This window comes from Curtobacterium sp. AC268, from assembly GCF_979258745.1.
The window spans coordinates 2,096,733-2,111,410 of record NZ_OZ409878.1 but is presented as its reverse complement, the minus strand read 5'-3'; the positions used below and the strand labels follow the sequence as shown (position 1 = coordinate 2,111,410).

The 14,678-nt window shown below is 71.4% G+C and carries 15 protein-coding genes; 10 read left to right on the top strand and 5 right to left on the bottom strand.

The window, feature by feature from the left end:
* Positions 1–92 precede the first annotated feature (92 nt).
* From ACZZ9K_RS09985 to ACZZ9K_RS09975, 3 genes are all read left to right on the top strand, one after another.
* Positions 93–2,585, top strand: coding sequence for an ATP-binding protein (locus ACZZ9K_RS09985; protein ID WP_027466796.1), 2,493 nt, complete (start codon positions 93–95; stop codon positions 2,583–2,585).
* Complete coding sequence (locus tag ACZZ9K_RS09980) at positions 2,582–3,265, top strand: response regulator (protein WP_027466795.1); 684 nt, start codon at positions 2,582–2,584, stop codon at positions 3,263–3,265. The genes ACZZ9K_RS09985 and ACZZ9K_RS09980 overlap by 4 nt, the downstream gene beginning before the upstream one ends.
* Before the next feature lie 107 nt (positions 3,266–3,372).
* Entirely contained in the window at positions 3,373–3,891 is a 519-nt protein-coding gene (locus ACZZ9K_RS09975) for a helix-turn-helix domain-containing protein (RefSeq protein WP_027466794.1), read from the top strand.
* Here the strand turns inward: ACZZ9K_RS09975 and ACZZ9K_RS09970 are convergent.
* On the bottom strand, positions 3,875–4,720 hold the full coding sequence (locus ACZZ9K_RS09970; RefSeq protein ID WP_071406217.1) for a helix-turn-helix transcriptional regulator: 846 nt from the start codon (positions 4,718–4,720) through the stop codon (positions 3,875–3,877). The genes ACZZ9K_RS09975 and ACZZ9K_RS09970 overlap by 17 nt on opposite strands.
* A gap of 110 nt (positions 4,721–4,830) precedes the next feature.
* Between ACZZ9K_RS09970 and hxlB the strand changes: the two genes are divergently transcribed.
* From hxlB to ACZZ9K_RS09955, 3 genes are all read left to right on the top strand, one after another.
* Positions 4,831–5,394, top strand: coding sequence for a 6-phospho-3-hexuloisomerase (gene hxlB, locus ACZZ9K_RS09965; RefSeq protein WP_301624324.1), 564 nt, complete (start codon positions 4,831–4,833; stop codon positions 5,392–5,394).
* 11 nt (positions 5,395–5,405) lie between these two features.
* Positions 5,406–6,029, top strand: a complete 624-nt coding sequence (gene hxlA, locus ACZZ9K_RS09960; protein ID WP_463443955.1) for a 3-hexulose-6-phosphate synthase — start codon at positions 5,406–5,408, stop codon at positions 6,027–6,029.
* Positions 6,030–6,152: 123 nt separating this feature from the next.
* The gene (locus ACZZ9K_RS09955) at positions 6,153–6,875 is read left to right on the top strand and encodes an alpha/beta hydrolase (protein WP_027466790.1); all 723 of its coding nucleotides are present in this window, start codon (positions 6,153–6,155) and stop codon (positions 6,873–6,875) included.
* 71 nt (positions 6,876–6,946) lie between these two features.
* On the opposite strand, the gene ACZZ9K_RS09950 is transcribed toward ACZZ9K_RS09955, so the two are convergent.
* Positions 6,947–8,302, bottom strand: a complete 1,356-nt coding sequence (locus tag ACZZ9K_RS09950; protein ID WP_463443954.1) for an APC family permease — start codon at positions 8,300–8,302, stop codon at positions 6,947–6,949.
* A gap of 201 nt (positions 8,303–8,503) precedes the next feature.
* Here ACZZ9K_RS09950 and ACZZ9K_RS09945 point away from each other — a divergent pair, with 201 nt between their 5' ends.
* The 3 genes from ACZZ9K_RS09945 (at position 8,504) to budC (ending at position 12,810) form a co-directional block, all read left to right on the top strand.
* On the top strand, positions 8,504–9,271 hold the full coding sequence (locus ACZZ9K_RS09945; protein ID WP_111056544.1) for an HAD family hydrolase: 768 nt from the start codon (positions 8,504–8,506) through the stop codon (positions 9,269–9,271).
* 73 nt (positions 9,272–9,344) lie between these two features.
* Positions 9,345–11,855: a glycoside hydrolase family 65 protein gene (locus tag ACZZ9K_RS09940; protein ID WP_349847643.1), complete on the top strand. Its 2,511-nt coding sequence runs from the start codon at positions 9,345–9,347 to the stop codon at positions 11,853–11,855.
* A gap of 187 nt (positions 11,856–12,042) precedes the next feature.
* Positions 12,043–12,810, top strand: coding sequence for a meso-2,3-butanediol dehydrogenase (budC, locus tag ACZZ9K_RS09935; protein ID WP_071406210.1), 768 nt, complete (start codon positions 12,043–12,045; stop codon positions 12,808–12,810).
* 24 nt (positions 12,811–12,834) lie between these two features.
* Here budC and ACZZ9K_RS09930 read toward each other — a convergent pair whose 3' ends face one another.
* From ACZZ9K_RS09930 to ACZZ9K_RS09920, 3 genes are read right to left on the bottom strand one after another with little or no spacing between them, the layout of a single operon-like run.
* Positions 12,835–13,218 carry a VOC family protein gene (locus ACZZ9K_RS09930; RefSeq protein ID WP_138802088.1) on the bottom strand — a complete coding sequence of 128 codons (384 nt, stop codon included), beginning with the start codon at positions 13,216–13,218 and terminating at the stop codon, positions 12,835–12,837.
* Complete coding sequence (locus ACZZ9K_RS09925; RefSeq protein WP_463443953.1) at positions 13,218–13,733, bottom strand: DUF1697 domain-containing protein; 516 nt, start codon at positions 13,731–13,733, stop codon at positions 13,218–13,220. Before ACZZ9K_RS09925 ends, ACZZ9K_RS09930 begins: the two co-directional genes overlap by 1 nt.
* Positions 13,734–13,759: 26 nt before the next feature.
* On the bottom strand, positions 13,760–14,026 hold the full coding sequence (locus ACZZ9K_RS09920; protein WP_138802086.1) for a hypothetical protein: 267 nt from the start codon (positions 14,024–14,026) through the stop codon (positions 13,760–13,762).
* 133 nt (positions 14,027–14,159) lie between these two features.
* On the opposite strand from ACZZ9K_RS09920, the gene ACZZ9K_RS09915 reads away from it, so the two are divergent.
* A complete protein-coding gene (locus ACZZ9K_RS09915; protein ID WP_349847649.1) occupies positions 14,160–14,612 on the top strand; it encodes a hypothetical protein in 453 nt (150 codons plus the stop codon).
* Positions 14,613–14,678: the final 66 nt, after the last annotated feature.

Sequence of the window (14,678 nt, the reverse complement as noted above, 5' to 3'; positions counted from 1 at the left end):
TGCTCGCGCGTCGAACACCCGCAATCCGCGGCGCGACAGGTGAACACCGGTGTTTTGCAGAGGCCGACCCCCGCACGCGAGAGGATGAGCACGTGAAGCGCGGGAAGCTGCGGGTCCTGCTCGGTGCGGCGCCCGGTGTCGGCAAGACCTACACGATGCTCGAAGAGGGGCGTCGGTTGCTCGACGAGGGTCGCGACGTGGTCGTCGCCGTCGTCGAGACGCACGAGCGCGCCGCCACCGCAGCACTGGTGAACGGGCTCGAGGTCGTGCCCCGGCGCACCGTCTCGCACCGGGGAGTCGACCTCGACGACCTCGACCTCGACGCCGTCATCGCCCGGGCACCCGAGGTCGCGCTGGTCGACGAACTCGCGCACACGAACGCCCCGGGGAGCCCCAACGAGAAGCGCTGGCAGGACGTCGAAGCACTGCGGGATGCCGGCATCGACGTCATCTCGACCGTCAACGTGCAGCACATGCAGTCCCTCGGCGACGTGGTCCGCGAGATCACCGGCACCGTGCAGCGCGAGACCGTCCCCGACGCCGTGGTGCGTGCGGCCGACCAGATCGAGGTCGTCGACCTGGCCCCGGCAGCGCTGCGCGAACGGCTCTCCGACGGGCTCGTCTACCCGGCGGCCCGGATCGACGCCGCGCTGTCGAACTACTTCCGCCTCGGCAACCTCACCGCACTGCGCGAGATCGCCCTGCTCTGGCTCGCCGACGAGGTCGACGACGCGCTCAAGGCCTACCGCGCCGAGCACGGCATCGAGCACCGGTGGGAGACCCGGGAGCGCGTGCTCGTCGCCCTGACCGGTGGCCCCGAGGGCGAGACCCTGCTGCGCCGCGGCGCCCGCATCGCCGCCCGCAGCGCCGGTGGGGAACTCGCCGCCGTGCACGTGACGACGAACGACGGCCTGCGCGTCCGGCACCCCGGCGCGCTCGGCAAGCAGCGGACCCTGCTCGAGCAGCTCGGTGGCACGTACCACCAGGTCGTCGGCGACGACGTGCCGAGCACGCTGGTGCGGTTCGCGCGGTCGATCGACGCCACCCAGATCGTGATCGGGGTCAGCCGCCGCAGCCGGCTCGCGGCCGCCATGACCGGTCCGGGGATCGGCAACACCGTGATCCGCGAGTCCGGCGACATCGACGTGCACGTCGTCACGCACGAGCGCGCCGGCGGGGGGATCACCCTGCCCAAGCTCGGCGGCAGTCTGTCCCGCGGCCGGGTGGTCGCCGCGTTCGTGCTGTCGGTCCTGGTCGGGCCGCTGCTCACGTGGGTGCTGTCGATCGGCAGCGACCCGGACGCCATCACGGTGGACGTGCTGGCGTACCAGCTGCTCGTGCTCGTCGTGGCGCTCGTGGGCGGGATGTGGCCGGCGGTGTTCACGGCCGTGCTGTCCGGGCTCAGCCTCGACTACTTCTTCGTGCAACCCCTCTACATGGTCACCGTCCAGCAGCCGTGGCACCTGTTCGCCCTGGTCATGTACGTGATCAGTGCGGTGCTGGTCAGCTTCGTGGTCGACCGGTCCGCCCGGCGGTCGCGTGCTGCCCGTCGGGCCTCGGCGGAGTCCGGGCTCCTGATGGGCATCGCCGGCAGCGTGCTCCGCGGCGACGACGCCCTGCAGGCACTGCTCGACCGCACACGAGAGGCGTTCGGCTTCGCCGGCGTCCGGATCCGCCAGGGCGACGAGGTGCCGGCGACCTCCGGCGAGTTCGGTGCGACGCCGGACGCGTCGACGACGCTGGCGTCCGGTGCCGTGCTCGAGTTCGCCGGCGCGCCCGACGACCCGACCCAGCGCCGGCTGTTGCGGGTCGTCGAGCAGCAGCTCGACGCAGCCGTCGAGCACCGCGAACTGACACGCACCGCCGTCGGCGCCGAGCGCATCGCCGCCGCCGACCGGGTCCGGAGCGCGCTGCTCGCGGCCGTCGGCCACGACGTGCGCCGCCCCATCGCCGCGGCCTCCGCCGCCGTGCAGACGCTGCGTGCGTCCGACATCGACCTGTCCGGGGCCGACCGGGAGGCGCTGCTCGCGACCGCCGACGAGAGCCTCGGTCAGCTGGCGGTGCTGTTGGCAGACCTGTTGGACGTCAGTCGGGTCCAGGCCGGTGTCCTCGCGGTCACCCCGGCGGCGATCGCGCTCGAGACGGTGGTCGCCCCCGCGCTCGACGAGCTGGAGCTCGGCCCGGACGACGTCGACCTCGACCTGCCCGCGGATCTGCCACCGGTGCTCGCCGACCCGGTCCTGCTGCAGCGCGTCGTCGTGAACCTGCTCGCCAACGCCGCCCGGTACGCCCCGGACGGCACCCACGTCCGGGTCGCCGCGAGTGCGTTCGCCGGCGGGGTGGAGCTCCGCGTCGCCGACCACGGCCCCGGCATCCCCGAGGACCGCCGCGACGAGGTGTTCCAGCCGTTCCAGCGACTCGGTGACACCGACAACGAGACCGGCCTCGGGCTCGGCCTGGCGCTGGCGCGCGGGTTCACCGAGGGCATGGGCGGCACGATCGAGGTCGACGACACCCCGGGCGGTGGGCTCACCGTCGTGGTGCGGCTGCCGATCGCCGGGCACGTGGGAGTGGAGATCCGATGAAGGTCCTGATCGCTGACGACGACGCACAGCTCGTCCGCGCCCTCTCGGTGACGCTCTCGGCGCGCGGGTACGACGTCGTCACGGCTCGGGACGGGCGCGAGGCGATCGACGCCGTCATCACCGAGCGCCCCGACCTGGTGCTGCTCGACCTCGGCATGCCCCGGCTCGACGGCATCGGCGTGCTCGAGGGCGTCCGGGCCTGGTCGCAGGTGCCGGTCCTCGTGCTCTCCGGGCGCACCGACTCGTCCGACAAGGTCGACGCGCTCGACGCCGGTGCCGACGACTACGTGACGAAGCCGTTCCAGATGGACGAGCTCCTCGCCCGGCTGCGGGCACTCGGACGGCGACGGGTGGTGGCGTCGGAGGAGACCCCGACGATCGCGATCGGACCGCTGCTCGTCGACCTCGTGGCGAAGCAGGTCACCCCGGCCGAGGGCCCCGCGATCCGCCTGACGCCCACCGAGTGGCGCCTGCTCGAGGTCCTGGTCACGAACCCCGACCGCCTGATGACCCGCGAGATGCTGTTGACCGAGGTCTGGGGGCCGACGCACGGCAACGACTCCGGGTACCTGCGGCTGTACATGGCGCAGCTGCGTCGGAAGCTCGAGCCCGACCCCGCGCACCCGCGGTACCTGGTGACGGAGTCCGGCATGGGGTACCGCTTCGCCCCCGGAGCGTAAGGGGCCGCCGCCACCGACGCCCTGGCGGGGCGCTGTCGGGGAACTGTCGTGTGGGTGGCGGGTCCCTGTCGTGGTGCGCCGTTCCGCGGTTCCCTACTGTTCAGGACATGAACGAGATGCGGATCGGTGAACTCCGACGACTGCGGGGCTGGACCCAGGAACGACTGGCCGAGACGAGCGGCATCGCCGTGCGGACGGTGCAACGGATGGAGAGCGGCAACGACGCGAGCCTCGAGTCGCTGTCCGCGGTGGCCACGGCCCTCGAGGTCCCCGTGCGCGACCTGTTCGCCACCGAGGAGCCGGCGTCGCTCGACCCGGGGGTGCGCGGTCTCGACGAGCGCGCCGAGCGCGAGCAGGCGCAGCGCGACGCTGCTTCGCGCGGCTGGCAGTACCTGTACTCCGGTGTCGGCATCGTCGTGACGCTCGGTACCCTGGCGCTCATCGGTTCGCGCATCTGGCCGGGTGCCGCGATCTTCGTCATCCCCATCTACTGGGCGGGTGGGCGGCTGCTCTCCCAGTTCCTGATGGCGACCGTCGTCGAGCCCGCGCTCGACCGTCGGTACCCGTTGTCGCGGTCTCGTCGGGACGCCTCGTCGCGATCCCGTCGGTTCACGCCCGGGAGCTGAACGCCGCGAGTTCGGCCCGGGTCCGGGCGCCGTGCTTCCGGAGCAGGTTCGCCACGTGGTACTTCACGGTGTTGACGCTGATGCCGAGTCCCTCGGCGATCTCCCGGTTGCCGACACCGGTCGCCACGAGCCGCAGGACGTCGCGCTCCCGCGGGGTCAGGTCGCCGTCGTCGACCGCGTCCACCTCGGTCGGCCGCGGGTCGAGCGGCAGTGAGATGTCGAGCACGGACCCCCAGCCGGGCGTGCTCGCGACCTGCACCCGCCCGTCGAGCGTGACGACCCGCTCCGCGATCGGCCGCATGGCGTCGTCGTGCACGTCGAGCGTGCCGGAGCCGTCGTCGCGGAGCTGCATGAGCAGGTTCCGGCCGTCGCAGTCCCACTGGATGCGCACCCGCTTCGCCGCACCGTCGTCGACCAGGGCGAGCACCGCGGTCCGGACGATCGCCCGGGCCGCGTGGGCGACGTCCCCCGGGAGCGCACGGCCGGTGGCCGGCGGCTCGACGAACTGCACGTCGAGGTCCCCGAAGCGCACGAGCGGCCGCAGGTCAGCGCGCAACCGCGAGAACGCGCCGGTGACGGGTTCGAGCAGGGTGCTCCGCTGCTGATCGGTCACGGTGCGCAGGTCGACGAGGGCGGCCGAGGCGATCTCGACGGCCTCGGCCCGGGCGGCCGCGTCGGTGACCCGCGACGACCGGAGCACGGCGAGGACGGACTCGAGGGTCAGCGCGTGCCGGTCCGCCTGCTCGGCGACCGTGCGGGCGTGCTCGGCGGCCGCGAGCCGGATGGCGGAGCCGCCCCGGGCCTCCAGGGTGTCGACCGATGCGTCCATGGACGCGACCGTACCCGTCCCACCCGAGCGGACGGGCCCACCCGATGGGATGGGGTCCCTGCCGGGGCGGGTAGCGGCGTGCCGGGGCCTGCGACGGAAGGATCGAGGGCATGGCAGCAACCACCGTCTCCGCAGCGCTCGACCTGGTCGTCCGCGAGGTCGGCGACCTGGCAGCCCGCCTCGACGACGCCCCGGCCCAGCGCGCACTCGACCTGATCGAGGGCGCCGACCGGGTGTTCGTCCACGGCGCCGGCCGCTCCGGACTCGCCCTCCGCATGACCGCGATGCGCCTCATGCACCTCGGGCTCGACGCGCACGTCGTCGGCGAGGTCACCACCCCGGCCATCCGACCGGGCGACCTGCTCCTCGTCGCGAGCGGCTCCGGCACGACCACCGGCATCGTGCAGGCCGCACGCACCGCGCACGAGGTCGGAGCTGCCGTCGTGGCGCTCTCGACCACCGACGACTCCCCGCTCTCCGAGCTGGCGGACGTCACGATCGTGCTGCCCGCCGCGACGAAGACCGACCGCTCCGGCACCGCCTCGGCCCAGTACGCCGGTGGCCTCTTCGAACAGGCCGTCGCCCTGGTGGGCGACGCCGTGTTCCACGCCCTGTGGGCCCGAGGCGGGCAGTCCGCCGACGACCTCTGGCCCCGTCACGCCAACCTCGAATGAAAGGCACACCCATGCAGCTCCAGTTCGCCATGGACACCCTGACCACCGAAGCCGCCCTCGAGCTCGCCGCCGCGGCCGCGCCGAACGTCGACGTCCTCGAGCTCGGCACGCCCCTGATCAAGAGCGCCGGCCTGTCCGCCGTCACCGCGATCAAGGAAGCACACCCCGACAAGATCGTGTTCGCCGACCTCAAGACCATGGACGCCGGTGAGCTCGAGGCCGACATCGCCTTCTCGGCCGGTGCCGACCTGGTCACCGTCCTCGGTGTCGCCGGCGACTCGACGATCGTCGGCGCCGTCAAGGCCGCGAAGAAGCACGGCAAGGGCATCGTCGTCGACCTGATCGGCGTCTCCGACAAGGCCGCCCGTGCCCGCGAGGTCGTCGCACTCGGTGCCGAGTTCGTCGAGGTCCACGCCGGGCTCGACGAGCAGGCCGAAGAGGGCTTCACGTTCTCGACCCTGCTCGACGCCGGCAAGGAGTCGGGCGTCCCGTTCTCGATCGCGGGTGGCGTGAACGCGTCCTCGGTCGCCTCGGTGCAGGAGGCCGGCGCCCGCATCGCCGTCGCCGGCAGCGCGATCTACAGCGCCTCGGACGTCGGCGCAGCAGCCGCCGAGATCCGCGCCGCCATCAAGTAGCGCGTCGCGGTCGCCCTTCCCGGGCGACATCGTGAGCAGGAATGGTCGGGTGTGCACGTCGCACCCGACCATTCCTGCTCACGAAGCGAACGCCGCCGTCCGGATGCGCCGTACGGTGGCCACATGAACCGAGCGCTGCGCTGGACCACCTGGATCGTCGCCGTCGTCGTGCTGATCGCGGTGGTGTTCCTCGTCTGGGCGCACATCGTGATGCAGGGCACCCGCAGCGCCGCCCTGCAGGTCTGGCGCGACGACCGGATCGCGGTCCGGGACGCCGGTGACTCGGTGGTGATGACCCCGACCGGTCAGGCCGACGGGGTCGGGATCGTCTTCATCCCCGGCGCGAAGGTCGATCCGTACGCCTACATGGCCACGTTCCGGCAGGTGGTCGCCAACGGCACGACGGTGGTCATCACGAAGCCGACGCTGAACCTCGCGTTCTTCGACACCCGGCCGCTCGCCACGTTCGAGGCCCACGCACCCTCGGTCACCCGCTGGGCGGTCGGCGGGCACTCCCTCGGCGGGGTCCGCGCGTGCCAGCTCGCCCAGGACGCCGACGGCCTGCTGCTGCTCGGCAGCTACTGCGCGAACGACATCAGTCGTTCGTACATCGACGTGCTGAGCGTCTCCGGTTCGCGTGACGGCCTGTCGACGCCGGCCAAGGTCGACGCCGCGCGGGACAAGCTGCCGTCGACCGCCACCATGACCGAGATCCAGGGGTCGAACCACGCCGACTTCGGTGCCTACGGCGACCAGCCGGGCGACCGCACGGCGACCATCAGCCGTGCTGATGCCCGCCAGCAGATCTCGGACGCGATCGAGGCCTGGGTGCGCGACCTGCGCTGATCAACCGGGCGGACCGGCGGACGCACCACGGGCCTCCAGACGGTCTGCCTGGAGGCCCGTGGGACGTGCCGTCAGTGGATCACGCCCGCCTCGTGGTCGCGTCCGGAACGGCGCCCGGTGAACCGGGCGACGAAGTACAGGACCACGCCGACGGCGAGCAGGATCGCGGCGTAGAGCCAGACCTGACCGCTCTGCTGCGTCAGCAGCAGGATGCACGACAGCACCCCGAGCACCGGGACGAACGTCCAGACCCGGAAGTGGTCGTGCTCGACGTGGTCGCGGCGGAGCACCAGGACGGCGATGTTCGTGCTGATGAACACGAAGAGCAGCAGGAGCACGACGGTCTCGGCCAGCACGCCCACGTCACCCACCAGGGTCAGGAGCATCGCGACGATCGTGGTGGCGACGATGGCGGTCCACGGGGTCTTGCGGTTCGGCAGGACCTTCGCGAGCAGGGCGGGCAGGAGCCGCTGCTCGGCCATGCCGTAGGTCACGCGGCTCGACATGATCATCGTGAGCAGCGCGCCGTTCGCGACGGCGACCAGGGCGATGAGGCTGAAGACCCAGTCGGGGATCGGGACGCCGGTGGCGGAGACGACCGCGAGCAGCGGGCCGCTGGACTCGGACAGCTCCGAAGCGGGCAGGGCGATCGCGCTGGCGAGGGCGACGAGGACGTAGACGACGCCGGCCGTGGCGAGGGCGCCGAACAGGGCCTTCGGGTAGACGCGGCGGGGGTCGCGGACCTCCTCCGCGATGTTGGCAGACGTCTCGAAGCCGACGAACGAGTAGTAGGCGACGATCGCGGCGCTCAGGGTCGCCAGGGCCGGGTTGGCCTCGGACGGGAACGCGCCGATCCGGGAGACGTCACCGCCGCCACCGCCGAGCATCACGGCCACGACGACGATCACGATGACGAGGCCGGAGACCTCGATGATCGTCATCACGACGTTGCTCTTGAGCGAGTCGGAGATGCCGCGGGCGTTCAGGCAGGCGATCAGGGCGAGGAAGACGATCGCGGTGGGCACGGGCGGCAGGTCGACGAACGTGCCGAGGTAGTCGCCGGCGAAGGCGAGCGACAGGCCGGCGGCGCTCGTGACGCCGGCGGCGAGCATGCTGAACCCGACCAGGAACGAGACGATGGGCGCCTTGTAGGCGCGTTCGGCGAAGACCGCGGCACCGCCGGCCTTCGGGTACTTCGTCACGAGTTCGGCGTAGGAGCCCGCCGTGAGCAGTGCCAGCAGGAGCGCGAGCACCAGCGGTGCCCAGAGCGCGCCGCCGACGTCCTTCGCCAGCGTCCCCATCAGGGCGTAGATGCCGGCGCCGAGCACGTCCCCGAGGATGAAGAGGAACAGCAGCGGGCCGGTGATCGCCTGGCGGAGCTTCGACTGCGTGCCGTCGTGGGGTGCGGCCGTGGTGTCGCTGGTCATGGTGGTGCCTCTCGTCCGGGTCAGCGTGCCGGGGTGTGTCTCGAAGGCCTCACAGGTGCGCCGTGGCGGGGGTCCTCCCTGCACAGCGGAGCGGCCGGTGAACTCTCTCCACAGGGTGCGGCGCGTCGGAACGTCCGGACTGGAGCGGTCCTAGACTCGTCGGGAGCCACACGTCCACCACCAGTCCCCGGAGGACCGCAGATGACGACGCAGGACCACCGCACGCCCGCTCGACTCAGTGACCAGCGGGCGCTCCTGTTCGACCTCGACGGCGTGCTCACCCCGACCGCCGACGTCCACATGCGGGCCTGGAGCCGACTGTTCACGCCGTACCTCGAAGCGCACGGGGTCGCGCCGTACACCGAGCAGGACTACTTCACCTCCATCGACGGCAAGCCCCGCTACGACGGCGTGCGCTCGCTGCTCGAGTCGCGCGGCATCGACCTGCCGCAGGGCACCCCCGACGACGCGCCCGACACCGACACCGTGTGCGGGCTCGGCAACCGGAAGAACGCGGAGTTCACCGCCGAGCTCGACGAGCACGGCGTCGAGCCCTACCCGGGTTCGCTGCGGTTCCTGACCGCCGCGATCGCCGCCGGACTGTCCGTCGCGGTCGTCTCGAGCTCGGCGAACGCCACCTCGGTGCTCCGGACGGCGGGCATCCTCGACCGGTTCCCGGTGGTCGTCGACGGGCTCGTCGCGCGCCAGGACGGCCTGACCGGCAAGCCCGCGCCCGACACCTACCTCGACGCGGCGACCCGGTTCGGACTCACCGCCGCCGAGTGCGTCGTGGTCGAGGACGCCACCAGCGGGGTCGAAGCCGGCCGCAACGGTTCGTTCGGTCTCGTCGTCGGTGTCGACCGCGGCGCCGGGGCGGACGCCCTGCGCGAGCACGGTGCCGACGTCGTGGTGTCCGACCTCGCCGAACTCATCGACGAGCTGCCCGCACCAGCCACCAGCACGACGTAGGCCACCCGGCCGGACACTCCCTGCCTGCCGGCCGCACCGACGTACCCATCTCCCTCCCTTCCCACGGAGCAGCATGAACCCCATCACCTCGGACCCCCTCGACCGCGTCCGCTACCCGATCGACGAGTGGGCTCTCGTCGAGACCGAGTACACCCCCGACGAGCAGGGCGTCGCCGAGACGAACTTCGCCGTCGGCAACGGGTACCTCGGCCTGCGCGGCAACCTCGACGAAGGCCGTGGCGGCGTGCAGTACGGCACGTACATCAACGGGTTCCACGAGACCTGGCCGATCCGGCACGCGGAAGACGCCTTCGGCTTCGCGAAGACCGGGCAGACGATCATCAACGCGCCCGACGCCAAGGTCATCCGCCTCTACGTCGACGACGAGCCGCTCGTGCTGGCCGAGGCCGACATCCTCCGGCACACCCGCCGGCTGGAGTTCCGCGACGGCTACCTGTTCCGCGAGACCGAGTGGTCGACGCCGTCCGGCAAGCGGGTGCTCATCCGGGCACGTCGACTCGTGTCGTTCACCGACCGGCACCTCGCCGTCATCGACTACGAGGTCACCGTGCTCGACGCGGACGCCTCGATCCTGCTGTCCAGCCAGATCCTCAACCGCCAGGACGTGCAGGACGAGTACCACGCCGGCATGCGCGCCGCGGCGAACGCCTTCGACCCCCGCAAGGCCGAGTCGTTCACCGAGCGGGTGCTCGTGCCGAAGCTCAAGCGCAGCACCGGCGGCCGTTCGGTCCTCGGGTACCAGGCGTCCAGCTCCGGCATGACGATCTGCGTCGGCGTCGAGCACCACATCGAGACCGAGAACAGCTGGGACGAGTCGTCGTCGATCGAGGACGACCTGGCGAAGCACGTCTACCGGGTGCAGGCCCGCGCGGGGCAGCCCATCCGGCTCGTGAAGCACGTGGTCTACCACACCTCCCGCGGGGTGCCCGTGCGCGAGCTCGCCGACCGGTGCGACCGCACGCTCGACCGCGCGCACGCCGAGAACGTCGACGAGACCTTCGCGAAGCAGCGCGACTGGCTCGACGACTACTGGGCGCGCAGCGACGTCGAGATCGCCGGCCAGCCCGCGATCCAGCAGGCCGTCCGCTGGAACCTCTTCCAGCTCGCGCAGGCCACCGCCCGCACCGACGGCCACGGCATCGCCGCGAAGGGCGTCACCGGCTCCGGCTACGGCGGCCACTACTTCTGGGACATGGAGATCTACGTCCTGCCGTTCCTGTCGTACACGGCGCCGATCGTCGCCCGGAACGCCCTGCGCTTCCGCTACAACATGCTCGACGCGGCACGGGCTCGGGCCCGCGAGCTGAACCAGCGCGGCGCCCTGTTCCCGTGGCGGACGATCAACGGTGAAGAGTCCAGCGCGTACTACGCCGCCGGCACCGCGCAGTACCACATCGATGCCGACATCTCGCATGCGCTCATGCAGTACGTGCGGGCCTCGGGCGACCGCGAGTTCCTGAAGCGCGGCGCCATCGACGTGCTCGTCGAGACCGCCCGGCTCTGGGCCGACCTCGGGTTCTGGCGGTCCAACGGCGACAAGAAGTTCCACATCGACGGCGTCACCGGGCCGGACGAGTACACGACCGTCGTCGACGACAACCTCTACACGAACGTGATGGCGCGGGCGAACCTGTGGTTCGCCGTGAACGCCTGCCGCGAGCTCGCCGCCGACGACGCCGAAGAGTACGACCGCATGGTGCGCCGGACCGGTCTGCAGCCGGACGAGCTCGTCGAGTGGGAGCACGCCGCCGAGTCGATGGAGATCCCGTTCGACCCGCACCGCGGCATCCACCCGCAGGACGCCCAGTTCCTCGACAAGGAACTCTGGGACCTCGAGAACACCCCCGAGTCCAAGCGCCCGCTGCTGCTCCACTACCACCCGCTGGTGATCTACCGGTTCCAGGTGCTCAAGCAGGCCGACGTCGTGCTCGCGCTGTTCCTGCAGGGGCACGAGTTCACGGCGGCCGAGAAGCGTCGCGACTTCGACTACTACGACGCACTCACCACCGGTGACTCGACGCTGTCCGCGGTCGTGCAGTCGATCATGGCTGCCGAGGTCGGGTACCACGACCTCGCCGACCAGTACTTCCAGACCGCGCTCTACGTCGACCTGGCGGACCTGCACGGCAACACCTCGGACGGCGTGCACATCGCGTCGACCGGTGGCATCTGGGGTGCGCTCGTCAACGGGTTCGGTGGCATGCGTGACCACGGCGGTCGGATGACCTTCAACCCGCGGTTGCCGAAGCACTGGGACCGTCTGTCCTACCGTCTGACGGTGCGCGGGTCGCGGGTCCGGGTCGACCTCGAGCAGGAAGCCATGACCCTCACGGTCGAGACCGGTTCGGGCTTCACGGTGTGGGTGCACAACCAGCAGTGGGACATCGAGGCGGGGGAGCCCACCGTGGTGCCGCTGCCGCACCACGGGCCGCGGATGTCCGGGCACGCCCCGACCACGAGCGACATCCAGGGCACGCTGCGGGCGGACGGCTCGGTCATCACCGCGTCGATCCCGACGATCTCCCTGGAGCGCGACTTCGACCTCGACGACTCGACCGGCTGACGCCAGACCCCGCGCCGCAGTCGCACGTCGCCCCGGTTCCGCCTCGCGGTGCCGGGGCGACGTGCATCCACGGGTCGTTCCCGGCGCCTCCGAACGCGTCCAGTCGGTCAGGGGCACCGTGGTCTGCCGTGCCCCTCGGGTCGATGGCGTCTCCCCGGGCACGGTTCGTGCAACGAGAGGAGACATCATGGGCAACCGGTTCGAGGGCAAGGTCGCGATCGTCACGGGCGCGGGGTCCGGTATCGGTGAAGCGACGGCGCGGGCGTTCATCGACGAGGGCGCGTCTGTCGTGCTGACCGACAGCGTCGAGGAGAAGGTCCGCGCGGTGGGTGACTCCCTGCCGACGCACCGGGTCGTCGCCCTGCACGCCGACGTGGCGAGCCCGGAGGACTGGGAGACCGTCGTCTCGGCGGCGATCGACCGCTTCGATCGGCTCGACGTCCTGGTGAACAACGCCGGGACCTTCAGCTCGGGCGACATCACCGACATCAGCACGGCCGAGTGGCGCCGGGTCATCGAGACCGACCTGTCCGGTGTGTTCTACGGCACCCGGGCGGCCCTGCCGTTCCTGCGCGAGACGAAGGGGTCGATCGTCAACACGTCGTCGGTCTCCGGTGAGGACGCCGACTGGCGGATGAGCCCCTACAACGCGGCGAAGGGTGGCGTGACGAACTTCACCAAGGCCGCTGCCCTCGACAACGGCCAGTTCGGCGTCCGCGTGAACGCCGTCGCTCCGGGACTCATCTGGACCGACCTGACCCAGGAGCAGGCGGAGGACGAGGCCCTGCAGTCGAAGTTCACCGAGCGCATCGCCCTCGGCCGCGGGGGTCGCTCTGCCGAGGTCGCCGAGGCGATCCTGTTCCTGGCCAGCGACGCGGCCTCGTTCATCACGGGTGCGGTCCTGCCGGTGGACGGCGGCACCATGGCGAGCAACGGGCAGCCGCCGCAGGCCTGAGCCACCCCGGCGTCGGCGGCACCGTCAGCTGGCGACGAGCTCCACCTTGAACCGCTCGGCGTCCTCCAGGAAGGCCGCGTGGTGCTCCGGGCCACCGGCGAACGGGTGTCGGTCCTCGTACAGGCGTGCCCAGCCGTGACCGGGAGCCTCGGCCCAGAGCCGCTCCACGGTCTCGGCAGCACCGGCGTGGAACGCCAGGTGGCTGAGCCCCGGGCGGCGCCGGTCGTGGTCGCCGTCCAGCGGCGCTGATTCGAGGACGACGTACAACGGACCGAGCCGCCAGCTTCGGCCGTGGTCCCACTGCTGGAACGGTTCGTAGCCGAGTTCGCCGAGCAGCCAGCCCCAGGACCCGGCGGCGGTGTCGAGGTCGGCGGTGCGGAGCTCGACGTGGTGCAGCGTGCCGAGCATCACAGGAGCTTCCGCAGGGTGTTCGTGTTGCGGGTCGTCGTCGTGCGCTTGAAGCGTGCGGCTCCGGCCCGCTTGGCGAACACGGTGTCGGTGCTCGAACCCTTCGGGCAGGACCAGTAGACGACCCCGTTCCCGCGGGCGACCCGCTCGACCGACTCGTCGAGTTCGAGGTCCCCGACCAACGCGTCGAGCGCACCGTCGTCGGACGCGAACACGACGTAGTCGTGCCGTTCGTCGGCCCGCGCGAAGGGGAAACCGTCGACCACGGCCGCGAGGGCGTCGTGCCGGACGAGCACGATCCAGGCGTCGTACCCGAAGCTGTCGCGCAGCCCCTGCTCGATCGACGTCTTGAGCTGCTCGGCGGGCACGTCGGCGGAGAACACGACGTAGCCCGAGGCGAGCACGGTGCGGACGTCGTCGAACCCGAGCCCTCGGAAGAGCTCCGCGAGTTCGGCGCTCCGGATCGTGATGCCGTTCACGTTGACGCCGCGCAGCAGCGCCACCCACCTGTCCATGTCCGGACGGTAACGGTCCGGGCCGCTCACGTCCACGTCCGGGCCACGCCCCAGCCTGTGCCCTGCGGCACGATGTCGACCACCAGGGCCTCGCCGTCGTCGTCGCTGGTCGCCTGGAACCGCCAGCCCACGGTGCGTTCGGGCGCATGGGTGATCGCGGTGGGCAGTTCAGCGCGCGTCACGGTCAGCCGCGTGGGGGTGTCGCTCACCCGCCAGCGCCGTCCGGCCCACACCAGCCGGGTCGGCGTGCCCTCGGCCCACCACACCGTGGCGGCCGTGTCGGTGATCATCATCGGGTCTCCTCATTCGAACGTGTGTTCGAATGGTAGGTGTCGACCTCCGACGTCGCAACCACCGGCGGCCGACCCCGGCGGGTCGTGGGCGAACCCCTCGAACGACGCAGCAGCCGTCGTGTAGACGGGACCCATGACGAACGACGCACAGGGCCCCGACGAGCAGCACCAGGTTCCCGAGGGGGTGTCCGAGGCCACGGTCGAGGCGCTCGGCAGCCTGTCCGCCGCGGTCGAGGTCATCGAGCACGCCCGTGGCCTGCTCTACGGGTTCCACCGGCTGACCGGCACCGCTGACCTGAACCTCGGTGAGGCGGTCGAGCAGCTGCGGAAGGCCGGGCACACCGAACTCGCCGAGCGCATCGACACCGAACTCGTGGGCCGCAACGTCATCGCGGGCCGCTGGACGTTCCAGATCGTCGAGGACTACGACGACGGCTACTACGCCCTCGCCAAGGAGCTCGAGCGCACGGCGCGCGACGAGCTCGTGCAGGGCCGTCGCCACCTGTTCGAGGCGGGCATGAAGGAAGACCGTCGCACCCAGGACCAGCGCCACCACGAGGCCACGCCGAGCGACCTGCCGGACTGACCCCGGGCCTCCAGGCCGACGCGGCGGCCGCGCCTGCGGAAGACGCCGGCATCTTGCGGAGACGCC

Coding starts and splice junctions, on each gene's coding strand:
- ACZZ9K_RS09915 (WP_349847649.1), top strand. CDS start 14,160: ATGACGAACGACGCACAGGGCCCCGACGAGCAGCACCAGGTTCCCGAG.
- budC (WP_071406210.1), top strand. CDS start 12,043: ATGGGCAACCGGTTCGAGGGCAAGGTCGCGATCGTCACGGGCGCGGGG.
- ACZZ9K_RS09945 (WP_111056544.1), top strand. CDS start 8,504: ATGACGACGCAGGACCACCGCACGCCCGCTCGACTCAGTGACCAGCGG.
- ACZZ9K_RS09950 (WP_463443954.1), bottom strand. CDS start 8,302: ATGACCAGCGACACCACGGCCGCACCCCACGACGGCACGCAGTCGAAG.
- ACZZ9K_RS09920 (WP_138802086.1), bottom strand. CDS start 14,026: ATGATGATCACCGACACGGCCGCCACGGTGTGGTGGGCCGAGGGCACG.
- ACZZ9K_RS09925 (WP_463443953.1), bottom strand. CDS start 13,733: ATGGACAGGTGGGTGGCGCTGCTGCGCGGCGTCAACGTGAACGGCATC.
- hxlA (WP_463443955.1), top strand. CDS start 5,406: ATGCAGCTCCAGTTCGCCATGGACACCCTGACCACCGAAGCCGCCCTC.
- ACZZ9K_RS09930 (WP_138802088.1), bottom strand. CDS start 13,218: ATGCTCGGCACGCTGCACCACGTCGAGCTCCGCACCGCCGACCTCGAC.
- hxlB (WP_301624324.1), top strand. CDS start 4,831: ATGGCAGCAACCACCGTCTCCGCAGCGCTCGACCTGGTCGTCCGCGAG.
- ACZZ9K_RS09940 (WP_349847643.1), top strand. CDS start 9,345: ATGAACCCCATCACCTCGGACCCCCTCGACCGCGTCCGCTACCCGATC.
- ACZZ9K_RS09980 (WP_027466795.1), top strand. CDS start 2,582: ATGAAGGTCCTGATCGCTGACGACGACGCACAGCTCGTCCGCGCCCTC.
- ACZZ9K_RS09970 (WP_071406217.1), bottom strand. CDS start 4,720: ATGGACGCATCGGTCGACACCCTGGAGGCCCGGGGCGGCTCCGCCATC.
- ACZZ9K_RS09955 (WP_027466790.1), top strand. CDS start 6,153: ATGAACCGAGCGCTGCGCTGGACCACCTGGATCGTCGCCGTCGTCGTG.
- ACZZ9K_RS09975 (WP_027466794.1), top strand. CDS start 3,373: ATGAACGAGATGCGGATCGGTGAACTCCGACGACTGCGGGGCTGGACC.